The organism is Bacillus sonorensis NBRC 101234 = KCTC 13918 (assembly GCF_001592005.1).
GTDB lineage: Bacteria > Bacillota > Bacilli > Bacillales > Bacillaceae > Bacillus > Bacillus sonorensis.
Window position 1 is genome coordinate 1 of record NZ_BCVZ01000028.1, and the last position, 21864, is coordinate 21864.

Annotated in this window: 22 protein-coding genes; all 22 read left to right on the forward strand. The window is 47.3% G+C overall.

Going from position 1 to position 21864, the window contains the following annotated elements; genetic code table 11:
- On the forward strand, positions 1-237 hold a 237-nt coding region (locus BTR1S_RS19920; protein WP_156483224.1), incomplete at its 5' end, for an LPxTATN C-terminal sorting signal domain.
- 325 nt (positions 238-562) lie between these two features.
- A complete protein-coding gene (locus BTR1S_RS19930; protein WP_029418952.1) occupies positions 563-2611 on the forward strand; it encodes a BglG family transcription antiterminator in 2049 nt (682 codons plus the stop codon).
- Between the two features lie 16 nt (positions 2612-2627).
- Positions 2628-2909, forward strand: a complete 282-nt coding sequence (locus BTR1S_RS19935) for a PTS sugar transporter subunit IIB (RefSeq protein WP_006638718.1) — start codon at positions 2628-2630, stop codon at positions 2907-2909.
- A gap of 5 nt (positions 2910-2914) precedes the next feature.
- On the forward strand, positions 2915-4288 hold the full coding sequence (ulaA, locus tag BTR1S_RS19940; protein ID WP_029418953.1) for a PTS ascorbate transporter subunit IIC: 1374 nt from the start codon (positions 2915-2917) through the stop codon (positions 4286-4288).
- 88 nt (positions 4289-4376) lie between these two features.
- On the forward strand, positions 4377-5126 hold the full coding sequence (locus tag BTR1S_RS19945; protein WP_373870240.1) for a Cof-type HAD-IIB family hydrolase: 750 nt from the start codon (positions 4377-4379) through the stop codon (positions 5124-5126).
- Positions 5127-5436: 310 nt separating this feature from the next.
- Complete coding sequence (pxpA, locus tag BTR1S_RS19950; RefSeq protein WP_006638721.1) at positions 5437-6198, forward strand: 5-oxoprolinase subunit PpxA; 762 nt, start codon at positions 5437-5439, stop codon at positions 6196-6198.
- Between the two features lie 24 nt (positions 6199-6222).
- Positions 6223-7434 (forward strand): NRAMP family divalent metal transporter, encoded by a 1212-nt coding sequence (locus BTR1S_RS19955; RefSeq protein WP_006638722.1) that lies wholly within the window; start codon positions 6223-6225, stop codon positions 7432-7434.
- A 6-nt stretch (positions 7435-7440) separates the two neighbouring features.
- Entirely contained in the window at positions 7441-8232 is a 792-nt protein-coding gene (locus BTR1S_RS19960) for a putative hydro-lyase (RefSeq protein ID WP_029418955.1), read from the forward strand.
- A gap of 79 nt (positions 8233-8311) precedes the next feature.
- Positions 8312-9043: a 5-oxoprolinase subunit PxpB gene (gene pxpB, locus BTR1S_RS19965; RefSeq protein WP_006638724.1), complete on the forward strand. Its 732-nt coding sequence runs from the start codon at positions 8312-8314 to the stop codon at positions 9041-9043.
- On the forward strand, positions 9040-10053 hold the full coding sequence (locus tag BTR1S_RS19970) for a 5-oxoprolinase subunit C family protein (RefSeq protein ID WP_029418956.1): 1014 nt from the start codon (positions 9040-9042) through the stop codon (positions 10051-10053). Before pxpB ends, BTR1S_RS19970 begins: the two co-directional genes overlap by 4 nt.
- A gap of 22 nt (positions 10054-10075) precedes the next feature.
- Positions 10076-10825 (forward strand): IclR family transcriptional regulator, encoded by a 750-nt coding sequence (locus BTR1S_RS19975; RefSeq protein WP_029418957.1) that lies wholly within the window; start codon positions 10076-10078, stop codon positions 10823-10825.
- 86 nt (positions 10826-10911) lie between these two features.
- On the forward strand, positions 10912-11550 hold the full coding sequence (locus tag BTR1S_RS19980) for a GDSL-type esterase/lipase family protein (RefSeq protein WP_006638727.1): 639 nt from the start codon (positions 10912-10914) through the stop codon (positions 11548-11550).
- 252 nt (positions 11551-11802) lie between these two features.
- Positions 11803-13236 (forward strand): PTS mannitol transporter subunit IIBC, encoded by a 1434-nt coding sequence (locus BTR1S_RS19985; protein WP_029418958.1) that lies wholly within the window; start codon positions 11803-11805, stop codon positions 13234-13236.
- Positions 13237-13309: 73 nt separating this feature from the next.
- Entirely contained in the window at positions 13310-13750 is a 441-nt protein-coding gene (locus tag BTR1S_RS19990) for a PTS mannitol transporter subunit IIA (protein WP_006638729.1), read from the forward strand.
- Complete coding sequence (locus tag BTR1S_RS19995) at positions 13747-14898, forward strand: mannitol-1-phosphate 5-dehydrogenase (protein ID WP_029418959.1); 1152 nt, start codon at positions 13747-13749, stop codon at positions 14896-14898. The genes BTR1S_RS19990 and BTR1S_RS19995 overlap by 4 nt, the downstream gene beginning before the upstream one ends.
- Before the next feature lie 268 nt (positions 14899-15166).
- Positions 15167-17245 (forward strand): BglG family transcription antiterminator, encoded by a 2079-nt coding sequence (locus tag BTR1S_RS20000; RefSeq protein ID WP_029418960.1) that lies wholly within the window; start codon positions 15167-15169, stop codon positions 17243-17245.
- 114 nt (positions 17246-17359) lie between these two features.
- Entirely contained in the window at positions 17360-18229 is an 870-nt protein-coding gene (locus BTR1S_RS20005) for an SDR family oxidoreductase (RefSeq protein ID WP_034326168.1), read from the forward strand.
- 15 nt (positions 18230-18244) lie between these two features.
- Positions 18245-18748 (forward strand): D-lyxose/D-mannose family sugar isomerase, encoded by a 504-nt coding sequence (locus BTR1S_RS20010; RefSeq protein ID WP_006638733.1) that lies wholly within the window; start codon positions 18245-18247, stop codon positions 18746-18748.
- 312 nt (positions 18749-19060) lie between these two features.
- Positions 19061-19483 carry a pyridoxamine 5'-phosphate oxidase family protein gene (locus BTR1S_RS20015; RefSeq protein ID WP_006638734.1) on the forward strand — a complete coding sequence of 141 codons (423 nt, stop codon included), beginning with the start codon at positions 19061-19063 and terminating at the stop codon, positions 19481-19483.
- A gap of 75 nt (positions 19484-19558) precedes the next feature.
- Entirely contained in the window at positions 19559-19834 is a 276-nt protein-coding gene (locus tag BTR1S_RS20020) for a hypothetical protein (protein WP_029418961.1), read from the forward strand.
- Between the two features lie 100 nt (positions 19835-19934).
- Positions 19935-20738 carry a lipid II flippase Amj gene (gene amj / locus BTR1S_RS20025; RefSeq protein ID WP_006638736.1) on the forward strand — a complete coding sequence of 268 codons (804 nt, stop codon included), beginning with the start codon at positions 19935-19937 and terminating at the stop codon, positions 20736-20738.
- A gap of 163 nt (positions 20739-20901) precedes the next feature.
- Entirely contained in the window at positions 20902-21849 is a 948-nt protein-coding gene (locus BTR1S_RS20030) for an LCP family protein (RefSeq protein ID WP_029418962.1), read from the forward strand.
- The last annotated feature ends 15 nt before the right edge of the window (positions 21850-21864 follow it).

Here is a 21864-nt window from a genome sequence, read left to right on the forward strand (position 1 = left end):
AAAACTCCTGATAAGCCGGGAACAAGCATCACCGTAGAACCGAAGGATCCTGATCCTGAAAAACCAAGCGAACCAAATAAACCAAACAAACCAGAAAAGCCTACAGATCAGAAGACAGATGGAGGAAATGAGCTGCCGAATACGGCAACAGATACGTTTAATCTGCTTCTTGCAGGTCTCGTGCTGCTATTAGCCGGGACAGGTCTTTGGTATTTTAGAAGAAAACGAAATGTCTAGATCGACATGGTTTTAGGGCTGGAAGGGGCGCCAAATCAACATTTTGGCGCCCTTTTTACATGCCTCGCGATTTTATCTGACAATCAACATGAACATATGAATACATATTGTTATAAAAGGCTGGATGAATCATCCGGCTTATACCTTGAATCAATCTTATATCACGATGATGTTTCCCGGTTTGCTTTTCATAGCTGAAATGGTTTCAGCCTGGCTGCTTTGATTTCAACACAATTTTGTAGATCCGAAGTCCCGTTATTTGTACTCAAACAGCAAACGGAATCAAAACATTTTATTGTAAGATGACAGCAAGGAGGACATATAGATGATCACAGAAAAACGTCCAGCTCATCTACTCCAATATTTAGTTCGTGTGAAAGAAGCTACGATCTATCAACTGATCGATCATTTTCAATTAACAAAACGCCAAATCTATTACGATTTGGAAAAAATCAATCACTGGCTGGCGAGGAATGAGCTGCCTGAAATCGATTATAAAAGAAAGAACAGGCTGGTCATTCCGGAAGAAGTGCTTCAATTGACAAGGAATTCAACCGGAACAGCGGGTAACCGCTTCTTTATTTTCACTCAGGAAGAACGGGTCCAAGCTTTGTATATCTTCCTTTTTATCAGGCGGGAGCCCATTTCATCCGTTCATTTAACCCAGCTGTTGCAGGTCAGCAAAAACACGGTGATGAATGATGTGAAAAAAGCGAATGAAGCGCTTCGCCCATTTTTAGTATCTGTTCATTATACAAGACAGCAGGGGTATCACTTAATAGGAAGCGAATTTGATAAAAGGGTTCCTGTCATGCATTATTTATCTTCTTTTTTACAAAAGCCGTACGGACGGGAAATGCTTCAGTATATTTTCAAAACGTCCGGTGCCGACTGCTGCGGTAAAGATGCGGAAAAAGCGGTTGAACGCATCTCCAAAGAATGCAATCTTCAGTTCGTTGAAGAAAGGCTGAATGAATTTATCCACTTTCTTATCCTGTATTCCCGGAGAGTGGCTGAGGGCAAGATTGTCCGATTTCATCAGAAAGAAATGGAGGCTTTCAAACAAAATCCGCTGAAACATGCGGCGGAAAAGCTTATGGATGAGCTGCACATGCCAAAACATGAAACTGAACTGTGCTATGTCATGATCCAGCTTTTGGGCCTTTCTTTTGGAAGCCATTCGGCAGATGATCCTCTTTTCCAGCTGTGCGAGCAGCTTGTTCTCAATTTTGAATCCAGAGCCTGTGTCACCTTCTCAAGACGGGATGAAGTGGCTGAATCCCTGTACCGCCACATGAAGCCGGCGTATTTCAGGATGAAATACCGCATTCCGATCCACAACCCTCTATTAACCAAAATAAAGAAAGAGCATAAAGAACTGTATACGATCGTACAAAAGCTTATGCAGCCGTTTGAATCTTTGTTGAACATTCTGATACCGGAAGAAGAAATCGGCTTTATTACGATCCACTTCTGGGCCATGCTTGAGGAACCATCACAGATGAAATCATTCAAAAAGACGGCTGTCGTCATTTGTCCGAGCGGTGTCAGTTCCTCGCTAATGGTCAAACATCAGCTTGAATCTTTGTTTTCTGAAATATGTGTAGAAAAGACGCTGTCGTTGCAAGAATTCACACCAGAGCTCTTTGACCAGTATGATGCGGTGTTTTCAACCATTGAGCTGAAAACGGAAAGGCGCTATTACATGGCGGGGCCGCTGATGACGCCCGCCGAAAAGAGCAGGCTTGTCAATGAAGTCTATCGGCATCTTTTTGGGGTCAAACAGAGGGAGATACTGACAGACGAGTTTCTCCAGCTTCTGAAAAAATACGTGCATATCATCGATGAAAAAGGCCTGAGAGAATCATTGAAACAGATTGCGTTTTTTGAAAAAGTGACGGAATCAAGGGGGAAACGACCAGTGCTGAACGAGCTGTTGACAGAGAAAACCATTCAAATGGCCGAACGAACCGAAAGCTGGGAGGAAGCGATTAGACTGGCCGCAAAACCTTTGCTTGATCAGGAACTGATTAAGGAACATTACATAGACGCCATGATCGACAATGTCAAAACACTGGGCCCTTACATGATCATCGGCCCGGAGATTGCCATCCCCCACGCGCGGCCTGAAATGGGGGTGAATCATGTGGGGATGAGTCTGCTGAAACTGAAAGAACCCGTCTATTTCTTGAATAATGAACAATATCCTGTAAAGCTTTTATTTTGTATCGCGGCCATTGACCATACCACTCATTTGAAGGCGCTTTCTCAATTAACGCGCCTTCTTAGCAAAAAAGACAATCAGGAACTGTTAAAAGAAACCGAGTCGTTGGCACAGGTCAGGAGTGTAATAAAAGCCTATTCAACCAACTAAAACGGGAGGGGAAATCATGAAAATCATGGCGGTCTGCGGATCAGGACTTGGAAGCAGCTTTATGCTGGAAATGAATATTCGCGATTTGTTAACGGAGCTCGGAGTAGCCGGCATTGACGTAAGCCATTCTGATTTGAGTTCAGCATCCCGAGATCAGGCTGATCTGTTTGTCGTTGCAAAAGATATTGCAGAAGGAGCTTCCCACTTGGGGGAAGTCGTCGTGCTTGACAGTATCATTGATTTGGATGAACTGAAGACAAAATTGTTGAGAACATTGCAGGATAAGGGAGTGTTGTAAAACAGATGGGGGAAAGATCATTAAAGCTGATAATAGATATGCTGAGTCAGCCTGCCGTTCTAATAGCGGTAATTTCTCTGATTGGCCTTATTCTGCAGAAAAAGCCCGCCAATGAAGTTGTAAAAGGAACGACGAAATCATTTTTGGGTTTTATCGTCATTTCTGCAGGCGCCGGTATTCTTGTCGATTCACTGGAACCGTTTGGAAAAATGTTTCAGGCGGCTTTTCATGTAAACGGCGTTGTTCCGAATAATGAAGCGATTGTCGCGATGGCGCTCAAAGAATACGGAACGGCGATCGCCCTGATTATGTTTTTCGGTATGCTGTCCAACATCCTGATCGCCCGTTTCACAAGCTTTACCTATATTTTTTTAACAGGGCACCACACCTTATACATGGCTTGTCTGATAGCCGTCATTCTTATCGCGGCAGGACTGAAAGGCCCGCTGCTGGTCGTCGCCGGCTCGATCGCCCTCGGCCTGATGATGGGCATCTTTCCTGCCTTCGTACAGCCTTTTATGAGAAACATAACCGGCAATGACAAAGTCGCTTTCGGTCATTTTTCTGCGATCGGCTGCGCGATATCGGGCTTGATCGGAAAAGCGGCCGGGAAAGGCTCGCGTTCAACCGAAGATATCCGTTTTCCAAAAGGCCTGGGGTTTCTAAGGGACAGCTCTGTCAGCATTGCGCTTACGATGACTGTTTTATATGTATTGATCGCTTTTTTTGCCGGCCGGGCTTATGTAGAGAGCGAGCTGAGCGCTGGGACGCATTACCTTGTCTTCTCACTGATACAGGCGGTCACATTTGCGGCCGGCGTGTTTATCATTCTTTCAGGCGTAAGGCTGGTGCTTGCCGAAATTGTTCCGGCCTTCAAAGGAATATCAGACAAACTTGTCCCTGATTCTAAGCCGGCGCTTGATTGCCCGATTATTTTTCCATATGCGCCAAACGCCGTTTTGATCGGATTTTTTTGCAGTTTTTTGGGAGGAATCACCGGCATGTTCATCCTTGGCGCTTCCGGCTCTATCGTCATTCTTCCCGGAGTGGTTCCTCATTTCTTTATCGGAGCCTCTGCCGGCGTGTTTGGAAACGCGTGCGGCGGCATTCGGGGAGCCGCCCTTGGTTCCTTTGCCAACGGATTGATCATTACATTTCTCCCTGTCGCTTTGCTGCCGGTTCTTGGCGATTTTGGCTTTGCGAATACGACGTTTTCCGATACCGATTTTGCGGCGGCGGGCATTGTTTTGGGGAATGCAGTGAAGCTTCTCGGCCCGGCGGGCGTAGCAATTGGCTTGGCGATTGTTGCAGTTGCTCTCGTGTTGTTCGGCTTTCAACACGAAAAACGGAGGGACTCAGATCCGAAAGCTGAAGCATAAATCATACCGCCTTTTATCCTGGTTTCTTTGTCCTGGCCGGTTTTTATATTAGAATATAAGGAGCCTAAAAAAAGTGGAGGTATCTTATATCGTGGCAATCAATCAAAAAGATGTGAAACTTGTTGCACTGGATATGGACGGGACGTTATTGAATGATGAACAGACCATTTCGGAAGAAAATCGGAAAGCGATAAAAGAAGCCGAGGCAAAAGGGGTTTATGTCGTGCTCAGTACCGGCCGGACGCTGATGACGTGCAGGGAATTCGCGGAATCCCTGGAACTGTCTTCTTTTCTGATTACCGCAAACGGCAGTGAAATCTGGGATTCCTCATTTCAGCTGGTCGAACGACAGCTCCTTCATCCGGATCATGTGAAAATGATGTGGGAGTTACGGAATCTGCATAACACCGATTTTTGGGCGGCGAGCGTTGATAAAGTATGGAGAGGCGAATTTCCCGAAGATATCCATTCGTATGAATGGCTGAAATTCGGGTTTGATATACCCGATGATGACGTAAGAAGCCTTGTACTGGAGGCGCTGAAAAAGAACAAAGAACTGGAAGTCACCAATTCCAGCCCGACCAACATCGAAGTCAATGCGATCGGCATCAATAAGGCGGCGGCTTTGGCGAAAGTATCCGAGCGTCTCGGCTTTACGATGGAGAATGTCATGGCAGTCGGCGACAGCTTGAATGATATCGCCATGATCAAGGAAGCGGGGCTCGGCGTTGCAATGGGGAACGGCCAGGACATCGTCAAAGAAACGGCGGACTGGATTACAGATACAAATAATGAAAATGGCGTCGCCAAAGCGATCAGGCATTGGGTGCTGGCGTGATATGAAAAAGGGCCGAAAAGCGGCTCTTTTTTTTATGGGTACAATCAACATATAAAAAAATTGAATTCGAGATAAAATAAGCAAACATCCATGGGAATGCGGGAAAAAACGGTCTTTTAGGCAGGATGATGTTTAGTCAAATCGATTTATTTTATGTGAGCTTTTCTAACAAACTGATGCCAAGACAACAAATCCCTGTTATAATCAACCTTAAGTTTGATTATTCGGAATTAATGTTCCGATAATCGGAACAAAAAGGGGAAAGTACTAAAATTCGACGAATCGTGCACGAATCAATAGGGGGGATTCGATGAATCTTGTTGATCTGAACTGTGATCTTGGAGAAAGCTTCGGCGCCTATCGAATAGGGTTGGATGAAGATATTCTGGCATTTGTTACATCAGCCAATATTGCCTGCGGGTTTCATGCAGGCGATCCGAGCGTCATGAGGAAAACCGTCGCTATGGCAGCGGAAAAAGGGGTTCAAATCGGGGCTCATCCCGGGCTTCCGGATTTAGCCGGATTCGGCCGGCGCAATATGGCGATCACGGCTGAGGAAGCATATGATCTCGTTGTTTACCAAATTGGCGCCCTTTCCGGTTTTTTAAAAGCAGAAGGTATTGCCATGCAGCATGTTAAGCCTCATGGAGCGCTTTACAATATGGCGGCAAAAAACAGGGAGTTATCGGATGCGATCGCTCAAGCGGTTTACGATATCGATCCAGAGCTGATCCTGTTCGGTCTGGCGGGGAGCGAACTCGTCCGCGCCGGAGAAAAACTCGGTCTGAAAACGGCCCATGAAGTGTTTGCCGACCGTACTTACCAGGAAGACGGAACATTGACATCCCGTACACAGGCTGATGCGCTGATTCAAGATGATGATGAGGCCGTCCGCCAGGTCATCCGAATGGTCAAAGAAGGGAAAGTCCGCAGCCGCCAGGGGACGGATGTCACTCTCAAGGCTGATACGATATGCATTCACGGAGACGGCGCACATGCCCTCCAATTTGCGAAAAAGATCCGCAAAGAACTCGAACAGGCAGACATCAACATACAAGCTTTTTCAACATGATACAGTCAAAAGGAGGAATGCCATTTGAAGCAAAACAAAAAAACAAAAACAACTTCAAGCAACTGGACGTTATTATTGGGTGCGGCTTTTTTAATGGCCACATCAGCCATCGGACCCGGATTTTTGACCCAAACGACAGTATTTACGCAAAACCTGGCCGCAAGCTTCGGGTTTGTCATTTTAGTTTCCATTATTTTAGATATTATCGCTCAAACCAATGTTTGGAGAATCATTGCTGTTTCTGAAAAACGGGGGCAGGAAATCGCCAACCTCGTCTTTCCGGGACTTGGCTATTTTGTCGCAGCCCTCGTCGTGTTGGGCGGACTTGCTTTCAACATCGGAAACATCGGCGGCGCCGGACTGGGATTGCAGGTTTTATTTGGCGTGACTCCTCAGACGGGTGCGTTGATCAGCGCCGTCATTGCGATTTTGATTTTTGCCATTAAAGAAGCCGGAAAAGCGATGGACCGCTTCACCCTTATTGCGGGAGCCGTCATGATTCTGCTGACCGTTTATGTGGCGATTACGACGAATCCGCCTGCGGGAGAAGCGCTGGCTAGATCGGTCATGCCTGAAAAAATCGACATCCTTGCGATTGTGACGCTCGTCGGCGGAACTGTCGGCGGCTATATTACATTTGCCGGAGGGCACCGTCTGCTTGATGCCGGAGTCAAAGGAAAAGACGCGATTTCTCAAGTGACGAAAAGCTCTGTTTCCGGTATCCTCATTACATCCGTTATGAGAATTGCCCTGTTTTTGGCCGTTCTTGGCGTTGTATCAAAGGGTTTGCATATTAATCCGGACAACCCTCCTGCTTCAGTTTTTCAGCTGGCTGCCGGAAATATCGGCTTTAAAATGTTCGGAATCGTCATGTGGGCGGCAGCCGTTACATCTGTCGTCGGTGCGGCCTATACATCCGTATCCTTTTTCAAAACATTTTCTCCTAAAATCGAAAAAAATTCGCGGGGCATTATTATCGCATTTATCGTGATTTCCACGCTTTGCTTTGTAACCATTGGAAAACCGGTCAACCTGCTTGTGCTTGCCGGCGCCTTAAACGGTTTGATTTTGCCGATCGCTCTGGGCGCACTTCTAATCGGTGCTTATAAAAAGAACATCGTCGGTGATTACAGACATCCGATCTGGCTTACCGTTCCGGGAATTGCCGTCGTCATAGTCATGGCGATAATGGGCGGCTATACGCTGATCAATGAAATTCCTAAATTATGGGGATGATCAAATATGCAAAACTTGAATGCGATGCGGCCTGAAGAAGTCCGCGGCTTGATTCGGAGCGGCGAGCTTTCAGGGCCGACTGCCGGCATGGCCGGAGGCTACACCCAGGCAAATTTGGTTATTTTAAAAAAGGAGCTGGCTTTTGAATTTCTTCTGTTTTGCCAGCGAAATCAAAAGCCGTGTCCGATACTTGACGTAACGGAACCGGGATCTCCCGTTCCATCGATTGTAGCGCCTGGCGCTGATATTCGGACTGACTTCCCAAAATACCGCGTGTATCGCAGGGGGGAGCTGGCCGATGAAGTGACCGATATCACCTCTTTATGGGAGGATGATATGGTCGGGTTTTTGATCGGCTGCAGCTTTACATTTGAGCAAGCGTTATTAAACAACGGAATTCCTGTCAGACACATTGAAGAGAACCGGAATGTCCCGATGTATCAAACCAATATTCCTTGTGTAAAGGCCGGCCGTTTTCAAGGTCCGATGGTCGTCAGCATGAGACCGGTTCCGGAAGAGCAGACGGTGCGCGCCGTCCAGGTCACATCAAGGTTTCCGGCCGTCCACGGCGGGCCGGTTCATATCGGACATCCCGAAGCCATCGGTATTCAAGACATTGCAAAACCCGACTTCGGCGATGCGGTTACGATTCATAAAGGGGAGGTTCCGGTATTTTGGGCATGCGGTGTCACGCCTCAGGCTGTCGCGATGCATGTCAAGCCGGAGCTGGTCATTACGCATGCGCCGGGGCATATGCTGATCACGGACGTGCGTGATGAACAGTTTGGCGTTTTATAATCGATTTCAAATCAATACGGGGCAGTGCTTCTGTATTGATTTTTGATTTTTGGGGGATGAAAGGCAAGGTGATGTAGAATTGAACAATCTATTTGATGCAAAGATAACACCGCTTGGAGATTCGGCGGTCCTCATTCAGCTTGGAACGGAAATCAATGAGCGGACGCACCGCCTGATCGGTGCGCTGACCAAGCATATTGAAAACCATCCGTTTCCCGGTTTTATCGAATGTGTGCCGGCCTTCACGAGCTTGACAGTTTTTTACCACCCATTAAAAGTTCATGAACAAATGAAAGGCTCCGCATGTAACTCTCCTTATGAAAAGGTAAAAGCCTTCATGAAGAAAAGCCTCAAAGAGATGACTGCTGAAGAAGAAACCGCGAAACGAACAGTAGAAATTCCCGTGTGCTACGGAGGCAGCTTCGGCCCCGATCTGGAGGAAGTTGCCCGAATCAATGGCCTGACGCCTGAAGAGGTCATTGAGATTCATACATCGGGGGAATACCTTGTATATATGATCGGCTTTGCGCCGGGATTTCCTTACTTAGGCGGAATGTCTGAAAAAATAGCGGCTCCGCGCCGGTCTTCGCCGCGAACGTCTATTCCGGCCGGTTCTGTCGGCATCGCAGGCAAGCAGACAGGCGTCTATCCGTTATCAACACCTGGCGGCTGGCAGCTGATCGGCAACACGCCCCTTGATTTATTCCGGCCTTACCAACAGCCACCGAGCCTGCTTAAGGCGGGGGATATCGTAACGTTTGTCCGCGTGACAGAAGAAGAGTATGACAGATTAAAGGAGGGAGAATCGTGAGCATAGAAGTGTTGAAGCCGGGGCTTCTGACGACCGTCCAGGATCTCGGGCGAACCGGATTTCAAAAATACGGCGTCATCGTAGGCGGCGCAATGGATACGGATTCATTGCGCCTTGCCAATCTCCTTGTCGGAAACAGCGGGGATGAAGCGGCTCTTGAAGTGACGCTGATGGGCCCCGGCCCGTCTCTCCGTTTTGCCGAAACAGCGCTGATAGCGGTTACGGGAGCGGATTTTTCACTGATGATTGATGATGAGGAAGTGCCGCTGTGGCGGCCGATCTTGATCAAAGAAGGAAGCGTTTTGAATTTCGGAATGTGCAAGCGGGGCAGCCGCGCTTATATGGCAATCGCCGGTGGAATTGACGTTCCGTCTGTCATGAACAGCAAAAGTACGTATGTAAGAGCGGGAATCGGCGGCCACCAGGGAAGGCCCCTGGAAAAGGGAAACCGTTTAACCTTCGGAGAGAGCACGCCTTTATCGGAAAATATGAAAGACAGGCTGAAAACAAAAATGACAGCCTGCGGTTTTGCGGCGCCGAACTGGGCTGTCAATCGCCATTATTTCCTTCCGCTGAAGAAAAATCCGGTAATTCGCGTCATCAAAGGCGGCCAGTACCATCATTTTACAGAGGCTTCACAGGAACGGCTTTTTGCCGATGCATTCCGTGTGACGGCAAAATCCGATCGGATGGGGTACCGTCTGCAAGGGGAACCGCTTGAACTAAAGAGCCCGCTAGAAATGATTTCTGAAGCCGTAACTTTCGGGACTGTCCAAGTGCCTCCCGACGGCAATCCGATTATTCTTCTCGCAGACAGGCAGACGGCCGGCGGCTATCCGCGCATCGCTCATATCATCTCTGCCGATCGATCTGCCGTCACCCAGATGATGCCGGGAGAGCAGGTGCAATTTCAGCCTGTTTCTGTATATGAAGCGGAAAGGCTATTCATTGAAAGAGAGACAAAAATCGTTGAACTTGCAGCCAGAATTAAGCTTGAATCCATGGTATGATGTGTATCAGGAGGGGAAGGGATTGGAAAGCAAGAATAAAACGGTTGTCAAAGCAATGGCCCTGCTCAATCTGTTTTTGACGAGAGACAAGCTGTCGCTCAATGACATGATTGAGCTTACAGGCATGCCGAAAACGTCTGTTTATCGGATGGTGTGCTCTCTTGAAGACATGGGATTTCTGGATCGGGATGAAAACGGGATGTATGCTTTGGGGCTCCTGTTTTTACAGTACGGCCAGCTGGTCTCTGACAGGCTTGATATCCGGAAGATCGCCTTGCCCATTATGGAACAGCTGCGCGATGACGTGGATGAAGCCGTCCATTTAATCGTCAAAGACGGAAATGAGGCCATGTATATAGAAAAAATCGAAGGCACGCAAACGGTCCGCCTTTACACCGCGATTGGCAGGCGGTCCCCATTATACGCCGGTGCCTGTGCGAGAAGCATTTTGACATTTCTCCCGCGGGAGGAGCGGGAGGAGTATATCGGAAAAACAGAACTGGTGCCGATCGCCTCGGGAACGATCCGCGATAAGAACGAGCTTGCCCGTGTGCTGGATGAATCATATCAAAACGGCGTCACTGTCAGCCATTCGGAGCTTGAAGACTATACGTCCGCCGTCGCCGCGCCGATATTCAACCATAAGCGCCAAGTCGCAGCCGGCATCAGCATCGCCGGATTTGAAGCCCGCTTTCAGAAAGACCGGCTCCCCTATTTGACAGAGAGAGTAAAACAGGCAGCGCTTGACATTTCCCGGAAATTAGGTTTTTAAAAGAAAAAGCAGTATCCTTTTCCCCCTCTGGCGAGTACATATATCGTATGCGCGAGTGAAACGGCAATTTCAGAGGGGGAGAGGATATGGCACTTCATTATACGGCTCTCGGCGACTCCTTAACCGTCGGGGTCGGCGCCGGTCTTTTTGAACCGGGATTTGTTCTGCGCTATAAAAGGAAGATGGAAGCAGACATCAAACAGCATGTTTCATTGGCGGTGTTCGCTAAATCGGGTCTTAAAACGGCCGAAATCCTCAGTATGCTTGACCAGCCTTTCATCAGAGACCAACTCGAAAAGGCGGAGGCCATCACGATAACGGGCTGCGGGAACGATCTGCTTCAATCTCTTGATGATTATGAACAGGAAAAGGATGAACATGTATTTTTGGAAGCTTCCTCACACTGTCAGGAAAACTATTCAGCCATGCTGAAAAAGATTAAAGACATCAAAGGAGAAGAGAATCCACGCTATTTTGTCCGGCTGCTCAATTTATATAATCCTTTTCCTGAAATCGAATTGGCGGAAAAATGGATCTTGAGCTTTAACAGTCATTTAAGGCAGTTGGAGTCAGCTCCGCACATCAAGGTGGTTGACACGTATTCGGTGTTTAAAGGACATGAGGAAGAATATTTATCCTTTGACAACGTTCATCCGAACTGCAGGGGATATGAAGCCATAGCGGAAAAACTGAGAGCTTCCGGCTATGAACCGGTAAAAAGCTGATGAAAGAAAGACCTTCTGATTATGAAGGTCTTTTTTTTATGCCTTCATAAGCGGCTTCGGGGAATGAAGAGCGGCATCTGCTGACATACTGGAAAATCAGTCTCTTAAATTTTGTCACACCGCCTATGACAAAACAGCGCTTTCTTTCAATTGAGACAAGGGGTGTAAGCGTTTTAACATAAAGGTAAGGCCGACATTATTCGACATTATTTTTTATATGCAATCGAAAGGACAATAAAGGAGGGTTATGCAATGCAAGACAAACAACAATCAGATGTAAAGGTGAAAATTCAGCGGTTCGGGAGCCATTTAAGCGGCATGATCATGCCGAATATCGGCGCATTTATCGCCTGGGGAATCATTACCGCGTTATTTATCCCGTCAGGCTGGATGCCAAACGAGGCGCTGGCTACATTGGTGGACCCGATGATCAAGTATTTGCTTCCGCTTTTGATCGCCTATACCGGCGGTAAGATGGTGTACGATCACCGCGGCGGCGTCGTCGGGGCAACGGCGGCAATCGGGGTCATTGTCGGAGCAGACATCCCGATGTTTCTGGGCGCCATGATCATGGGACCGTTTGGCGGCTATTTGATCAAACAGGTAGACAAGCTCTTTAAGGATAAGGTTCGCTCAGGCTTTGAAATGCTCATTAACAACTTTACGGCCGGAATCCTCGGATTTATTCTGACCGTCCTCGCGTTTTTCGCGATCGGTCCGGTTGTACTCGGCTTGAATAAAACACTGGCAGCCGGGGTTGAAGTGATCGTAAATGCCAATTTGCTTCCGCTGGCGAGCATCTTTGTCGAACCGGCAAAAGTTCTGTTTCTGAATAATGCGATCAACCACGGAATTTTAAGCCCGATTGGAATTGAACAGGCCGCACAAACGGGAAAGTCGATTTTATTCCTGCTTGAAGCGAATCCGGGACCTGGACTGGGCATTCTCTTGGCCTACATGATCTTCGGCAGAGGTACATCGAAGCAAACCGCCCCAGGGGCAGCAATTATTCATTTTCTCGGTGGAATTCACGAAATCTATTTCCCTTACATTTTGATGAAGCCGCTTTTAATCTTAGCGGCGATTGCCGGGGGGGCAAGCGGTGTGCTGACGTTCTCCATTTTTAACGCAGGACTCGCCGCTGTTCCTTCACCAGGAAGCATCATTGCGATTCTGGCAATGACGCCGAAAGGAGACCACATCGGCATTATCTTGGGCGTTCTTGTTGCAGCAGCTGTTTCATTCATTGTGGCGGCCCTCATTCTCAGGACGTCAAAAGCTGCCGAAGAAGATGATTTAACAGCGGCTGCTGAAAAAATGCAGCAAATGAAAGGGAAGAAAAGCCAAGCCGTTTCCGCTCTGACGTCGGCTGAACAAGAACAAGCGGAAGAAGCGCAAATCAAAGCGGAAGATGTCAGCAAAATCATTTTTGCTTGTGATGCCGGCATGGGCTCAAGTGCAATGGGCGCTTCCATTTTGAGAAATAAGGTGAAAAAAGCCGGACTTGATATTGAGGTTTCTAATACTTCGATTAACAATCTGCCGGATGATGCAGATATCGTTATCACACATAAAGACTTGACCGAGCGTGCAAAGGCGAAGCTTCCAAACGCAAGGCACATCTCGGTGGAAAATTTCCTCAATAGTCCAAGGTATGACGAGTTGATCGATCAGCTCAATCAATAACCGATTTGACCAAGCTGCGGGCCTGTTCCAACAGGCCCACGAAAAACATTGTTTGAAAGAGAGTGATGTCCCAATGAAACCAGTACTCGCAAAAGAAAACATTTACTTAAACCAATCTGCCGCCTCGCAAAAAGATGCGATCCGTCTTGCCGGAGAGGCCCTTGTGGAAACCGGCTATGTGACGGCTGATTATATAGAAAAGATGTTTGCTAGAGAAAACGTATCTTCCACTTACATGGGAAACGCGATCGCCATTCCGCACGGCACAGAGGACGCAAAGCAGGAAGTGCTCCATTCCGGAATTTCGGTCATTCAAATTCCTGATGGCGTTGAATACGGAGATGGAAACATAGCGAAAGTGGTCTTCGGCATTGCCGGAAAAAATGATGAACATTTGGACATTCTTTCAAAGATTGCGATCGTCTGCTCTGAAGAGGACAATGTCGAACGCTTAATCAATGCGAAGGATAAAGACGAATTGATGGCGGTATTTGAAGAAGGTGGCCAGCTATGATCGCCTTACATTTCGGTGCTGGCAATATCGGCCGGGGCTTTATCGGAGCCCTGCTCACGAGATCAGGGTATGAAGTCGTGTTTGCAGATGTGAATGAGGCGGTCATCAATGAATTGAATGAGAAACGCAAATATACGGTCGAGCTCGCCGATGAATCGCGGCAAACGGACATCATCGGCCCCGTCAGAGCGATCAACAGCGGCAAGGAGCTTGACGAATTATATGAACTGATCGCAAAGGCCGACCTTGTAACGACAGCCGTGGGGCCATCGGTTTTGAAATTGATCGCAAAGCCTTTGGCAGAAGGGCTGAAGAAGCGCCTCAACACCAATCAAAGCTCTTTAAATATCATAGCCTGTGAAAATATGATCGGCGGAAGCAGCCATTTAAAAGAAGAGATTTTCACTTATTTAAGCGGAGAAGAGCAGGAAGCGCTTCAAAAGAGGGTAGGTTTTCCAAATTCCGCAGTAGACCGGATCGTGCCGATTCAGCAGCATGATGATCCGCTGAAAGTGTCTGTCGAACCCTTTTTCGAATGGGCGGTCGACAAAACCGCATTTGTCGGGGGAGCGCCTGATATTCAAGGGGTGATGTATGTATCAGACCTTGCACCTTATATTGAAAGAAAACTGTTCACCGTCAATACCGGACATGCGATTGCGGCCTATGCCGGCTATCAAAAAGGCCTCAAAACGATTAAAGATGCCGTCCGCCATCCGGAAGTCAGACAAATGGTAACCTGCGCACTTGAAGAAACAGGGCACTATCTGATCCAGACATACGGCTTTACACAAGAAGAACATCAGCGCTATATACAGAAAATCATCGGCCGGTTTGAAAATGAATTTATCTCAGATGACATCACCCGTGTGGCAAGATCGCCGCTCCGCAAGCTTGGCGAACATGACCGCCTGATCCGGCCCGCCCAAAAGCTGAACGGAATCGGATATAAGCCCGTTCATTTAGCCGAAGGAATTGCCCGGGCGCTTCAATTCGATTTCGCGGATGATCCGGAAGCTGTTCAGCTGCAAATCATGATCAGGGAAAAAGGCTATCAAGAAGTTCTTCGCGAAGTATGCGGCCTGCAGAATGACAACCCTTTAGTGCCGCTGATTTTAAAACATGTGGATCAACATGAAAAATGCTAGATGTAAAGAATAGACAATAACAAACCCGGAACCTGGATCAAGGAGCGGGAAAATAGACAAAATAACCTGGAAGCATCGGCAGCCGGCTGGTGCTTCCATTTATCGATGATCCAATTTTTTCATAATATTACAGAGAAATTTATCGAAAATTTTATTAGCTTGAATTGAAGATTTTCTGTAAGCGTTTTATGATAGGATTACCACTCTCTCCCCAGCAGCATCCCCATGAGGCTTACCGCGAAAATCAACAATCACCGGAGGGCGCTTTATGTACATGACAGCAAGGGAACAAAAACTCATTAAATATCTTTTACATCAAAACCGTTATGTAAAAGTCGGCGAAATCGCGGATTATATTGAGGTCAGTACGAGAACCGTTCACCGTGAGCTGAAAGCGGTTAAATCCGTCCTTGAGGCGTACGGCTTTCAGCTCGATAAACAGCCTGGCAAAGGTTTAAAGCTCGTCGGGCCTTCCCGTGATAAGCAGCGGCTATTACACGATCTTTCAAATGACAGCCATGTCGAATACACCTCAGATGAACGGAAGCTCTTGATTTTATGTGCCATGCTTGAATCCGGAGAACCGATCAAGCTTTATACGATCGCAAACGATTTGCAGGTGACCGCCGCAACGATCAGCCATGACCTCGATGAACTGGAGAACTGGATCGCTCCGTTCGGCCTTTCTTTGATCAGAAAAAGAGGCTATGGGATCGAATTGAGGGGCCCTGAAGATGCAAAGCGAAAAATCGTCGGGAATTTAATGGCAGACAAGCTTGATGTGCAGCAATTTTTGGAAACCATTGAAATGAACATTAAAGGAAGAAACCAGACATCGGAAAAAATATTCGGAGTTGTCAGCAGGGGGAAGCTGCTCAAGGCGGAAAAAGTGCTGTCACAGGCCAAAGAACAGCACGGACTTTCGCTTTCCGACAGCGCGTATATCGCCCTTGTCGTCCATTTGACATTTGCGGTGGAACGGATTCAGCTCGGCGAAGTGATCAATATGAACGAAGAAGAATTGGCTGAGCTGAAGCACACGAAAGAATTTGAGCTCGCCCTCACAATTGCCAAATCGCTTGAAGAAGTGTTTCACGTGAAGATCCCCGATGCCGAGGCCGGCTATATCACGATGCACCTCAGAAGCGCCAATCGAAGCTATAAAACGGACTACAGAGCGGAAGACATCGAGCTTGACACCGCTTTGCGCACGAAAAAACTGATTGATTTCATTTCGCAAAAAATGGGCGTTAATCTCAATGACAATCAGTCACTCTACGAAGGGTTGATCGCCCACCTTGAACCGGCCATCATCCGCATCAAAGAAAAAATGTTGATTCACAACCCTTTAAAAGAGCAGATCAAAAAGGATTACTTCCTTTTATATATGGCGATTGAGGAAGGGGTCGAACGGTTTTTCCCGGATACGTATTTTCCGGATGAAGAGATTGCGTTCATCGTTCTCCACTTCGGATCTGTGCTTGAAATGAACAAGGGGGAAATCAACATCAATGCCCTTGTCATTTGTTCGAGCGGAATCGGGTCATCCAAAATGCTCGCTTCCAGGCTGAAAAAAGAGCTTCCGGAAATCGCGTCTTTTGACATTTCTTCATTGATGGAGCTGAAAACGAAGGATACGGCTGCATATGACATCATCGTGTCCACCGTTCAGATTCCGTACGAAGGAATCGACTACGTCATCGTCAGCCCGCTCCTTGATGAAGAAGACGTAAAACAAGTCAAGCATCAGCTTACACGGAAAATTCCGCTGATCCTTCAGAAAAGGCGGGCCGAACAAAAAAAAACCGCGCCATTTCCGGATATGCTCGCCGTAGCGGAAAAAATCAGCCATTACGCAAACGCGATACGGCATATTGTCAGCCATTTTACGGTTGAAGTAGTGAAGACGGCAGAGAGCCATGTACAGACGGTTGAACGCGTTTGCCTGCTGCTTGAAGAGCAAGGTCTGATCAGAGACGCCGGACAAATGGCAGAGGGGCTGCTCAGTCGAGAAGCGCAAGGGGGCCTCGGCATACCGGGCACATCGTTCGCACTGTTTCATTTAAAAAACGAAGCAGCAAACATTCCATTATTTAAAGCCGTTGATCTGACAAAGCCGTATGACATTAAAGCGATGGACGGAAGCTCTATCAAAATGAAACGGATGCTGATCATGCTGGCGCCCGACGATATTCCACCTGAAGGATCTGAACTGTTGAGCTGCATCAGCTCATCGATCATTGAAAGCGCCGACAGCCTGGCCGCATATGGAACGGGAGATGCCGAGCTTCTCTACAGAAGGCTGAACATGTTGTTTCACACATTCATACGAGACAAAAAATGGTGAAAGGCTTCGGACGATGATCCGGGGCTTTTTCTGTTTCCTGCATACACGCATGTTTATTCAAGATGCCGCACGGTTAAAGGTGAAGTATCATGTCGTAAAAAGGAGGAATCAATGATGGATTTGCGCAATCGGCAAACAGATGGACAACCGGCGCAAACGCAGGACCGCCAGCCCGGGATCGAAAGCGTGATGAAACCCCGTCCAGTTTATGAACATGATAACCACAAAGGAACGGATAAACTGAAAGGGAAAGTCGCGCTCATTACGGGAGGCGACAGCGGAATCGGCAGAGCGGTGGCTGTTGCTTACGCCAAAGAAGGCGCGGATATTTCGATCGTCTACTTGAATGAACATGAAGATGCACAGGAGACGAAAGCGCGGATTGAACAAGAAGGAGTCAAGTGCCTGATGCTGCCTGGCGATGTCGGTGATGAAGCCTTCTGCAATGATGCGGTTGAACGGACGGTCAAGGAATTGGGGAGGCTCGACATCCTTGTCAACAATGCGGCAGAACAGCATCCAAAAGACAGCATTAAAGAGATATCCGGCGAGCAGCTGGAACGAACGTTTAGAACCAATTTTTATTCGTATTTCCACTTCACAAAAAAAGCAATTGATTACTTGGAGCCTGGAAGCGCGATTATCAATACCACATCGATCAACCCGTACCGCGGAAATCCGCAGTTGATTGACTATACGGCAACAAAAGGCGCGATCAACGCCTTTACGCGGTCAATGTCACAGGCGCTGGTGAAAGACGGCATCCGCGTCAATGCTGTTGCACCGGGGCCGATTTGGACACCGCTGATTCCGTCGACTTTCTCAGCAGAGGAAGTGGCCGCATTTGGCACGGACACACCGATGGGACGGCCGGGCCAGCCCGCAGATCATGTCGGCTGTTATGTGCTGCTGGCATCAGACGATTCTTCTTATATGACGGGTCAGACCCTTCATGTGAACGGCGGCGACTTCATTACGACATAAGGAGGAGAAAGAGCAGTGAAGGTGACGAAAGAAGAAGTCAATCAATATTATCAAAAAGCGGGAATCGTCCTGACAGAAGAGGAAAAGGAGCGCATCCAGCTCATGGACTACGGCTTAAACAAGCCGGAACAGCTCGGGCTCCAGCTGTTCGTCTATGTCAATACAGACCGCTACTGCGCCAAGGAGCTTGTGTTGTTCCCTGAGCAAACATGCCCGGAACACCGCCATCCGCCTGTCAATGGAGAAAAAGGGAAAGAGGAAACGTTCAGATGCCGCTATGGAAACGTCTATTTATATGTTGAAGGAGAAAAAAACACCGATCCAGCCGTTCTTCCGCCACGCGAAGACATCGAGCATTTCACCGTCTGGCACGAAATCCAGCTGTCGCCGGGTGAACAGTACACCATCCCGCCGAATACAAAGCACTGGTTCAAGGCCGGAAACGAAGGCGCGGTGATTACGGAATTTTCTTCACCGAGCACAGACAGCCATGATATTTTTACAGATCCGAGAATATAGGCGAATGGGAGGAAGCTCTCGTTCGCTTTTTTCTCGCAAATCAGCGCTATCAAAAACCGAAGAAGTTCAGGCGTCCGGGATCAGCAAAATAGAATCGAATGCGACCATCGTTTTTTCGCACTTGTATGGTTTGCTTAGAATCGATAGACGCGCTTTCCGGAGCCGCTTCTTAATCATCCGCTGATTATCGTCTGGATGCGCCGTCACGATATCCTTCGTTTTTCGGGATCATATGTAATCAACCTGATTGTTTAATCTGCAGGTCAATGTGGAAAAGTAACAGTGGATACGATGATAAGGAGGGACCTTAAAATGGAACAGGAGCAAATCAAACAAAAGGTGCTCGATATTCTCGATCATCATAAAATCGGCTCGCTGGCAACGGTTAAAGGAGGTAAGCCTCATTCCCGCTACATGACTTTTTTTCACGACGGACTGACCCTTTATACCCCGACAAGCGTCGAAACGCACAAAGCGGAGGAAATCGACAACAATCCCAATGTCCACGTGCTGCTCGGCTATGATGGCGAAGGCTTCGGCGATGCATATCTTGAAATCGAAGGAAAGGCAAAGATCAATGGCTCAAAAGAACTGAAAGATCAGATCTGGAATGAGCAGCTCAGCCGCTGGTTTGCCGGAAAAGACGATCCGAACTTGTCCGTGCTTGAAATCCAGCCTTCGGAAATCAGACTGATGAACGAAGGAAAAAGCACGCCGGTTATCCTTGATCTATAACACTGTATTGAACAGTTTGTCATTTGTAAAGAACTGTAGTATAATACAAGTTAGGAACACGTAAAGAGCAAATAAATGGAAAGTAAACTTCTTTTTTCTTTCTTAGAAGGTGCTTATTCTCTTCCTCTGACCGCCCCTAACAGGATAGAGGGAAAAAAGACTTTTTGTTTCACAATTCACACTGGCGCGGCTTCGGAGCCGCAAGGACGATTGAGAGGTAGGGCTTTCGTTGTCTTGTTTTCAGAAATTCCATGGTGTTTACTTTCACTCGGAACAATAGATGCTAACTTGATGATCCGCAGCCTTGGCGGAGATGATATACAATATTTATTTGCTCATATAAAAGAATAAGATGAATGGAAACCGCTTTGGCTTTTGCTGAAGCGGTTTTTTAAATGGCGAAACATTTTCTGTTCTAAAATAGTCTTACATTAGACTGGAGGATTCGAAAATGGAATTTTTAACATCTAAGGTGCTTTTAATTTTCTTTTTTTTGCTGCTGATTCATTCGATTGAAACACTGGCCTATGCAGCCAGGCTGTCCGGCGCAAGAGTCGGATTTATCGCATCGGCTCTGTCGCTGTTTAACGTTATGGTGATCGTGTCAAGAATGTCCAATATGATCCAGCAGCCTGTCACAGGAAAGCTTGTCGATGTCGCGGGGACTGATGCGCTATCGCTCGTCGGACAGCAGTTCCGGTTTTTAATCTTCGGCTCGACGGTCGGCACCATCTGCGGCATGCTCCTTTTGCCGACGTTTGTGGCTGTTTTTTCAAGGGCGATTATTCATCTGGCAGGTCAAGACGGATCGGTTTTGCAAATGTTTCGGAAGGGCCTATCAAACCTGAAAAACATCAGATGGTATATGAAAAAACCAACCCTTCATTATGTGAAAGATTTTCAATTCCGCTTTATTCCAAAACGGCTGTTTGTGTTAAATATGGTCATTACGGCAATTTATACGATCGGGGTGCTCGCCGCTCTTTATGCGGGCGTGCTTGTTCCTGAAAGGAGCACTACAGCTGTCATGGCATCAGGGCTTGTCAACGGAGTGGCGACAATGCTTCTGTCGCTGTTTGTTGATCCGAAGGTGTCGGTTTTGGCCGATGATGTAGCCAAAGGGAAGCGGAGCTATGTCTATTTGAAGTGGGCTTCGGTCACAATGGCAGTATCGAGGGTAACAGGAACGGTTCTCGCACAACTTTTATTTATACCCGCCTCTTACTATATCGCATGGATGACCAAATGGATGTAGTGTTTTGCTGACGGAATGGTTTAATATTGATCATTTTTATTACAATGTGTAAGCAAAAGAAGAGAAAACGACTTTTTTCGGGATCTGGTAACCCTTTCAAACTTTCTTTTATTAATTGCCGGATGTATTATCCTGTGATAGTCTATTTGTGGCGGTGATAAAAGTGGATAGGGTGAAAAGAGTAAGAGTCAAAAAAGTAAAGAAAAAACGGCGGAAAATCATAAAACGGCTGTTCACCATTCTCCTGCTGCTCATCATAGCTGCAGCCGGATACAGTATCTATGAATACAATAAAGGCCTATCCGAATCTGACGGAAGCTTTACAAAAGACGGTCAGTTTGAATTCCACGGAGAAGGCTCTGACCTAGATGAAGTGAACATTCTTGTGCTTGGAATTGATTCAAGGGGAGAGGAGCATTCAAGATCTGATTCAATGATGGTTGTCCATTACAATCAAAAACAAAAACAGCCGAAACTGATTTCGATCATGAGGGACAGCTATGTCGATATACCGGGCCATGACAAGCAAAAAATCAATGCGGCATACGCATTCGGCGGCCCAGAGCTGGTGCGCGAAACGCTGAAGGAAAACTTTGGCCTGGACATCAATTACTACGCTGTCGTCGACTTTAAAGGGTTCGCCAAAATCGTCGACGCTATTGCACCTGATGGAATCGAAGTCGACGTTCCTAAAAAAATGTCCTACGGCATCGGCACGACGATAGAGCCGGGCAAACAGATTCTCCACGGCGATAAACTGCTGGGATATGTCCGCTTCAGACATGATAGAGAAAGTGATTTCGGACGGGTCAGACGACAGCAGGAAATCTTCTCAAAGCTGGAAAAAGAAGCAATGAGCATGGGGAATATCGCCAAGCTGCCGAAGCTCCTGGGAATCATCGACCCTTATGTTGAAACAAACATTCCGAACGGGTTTTTATTTTCCGCCGGAAAAGACTACATTTTAGGAAGCGTGAAAGAAACCAAAAGCTTCAGGCTCCCCGTTGACGGCTCCTTTACAAATAAGACCGATCCTACATATGGAGCGGTATTGGATTTAGACCTAGAACAAAATAAAGAAGCCTTGCACCAATTTCTTGATGAGTCTTAAATGGAAAAGATCCGC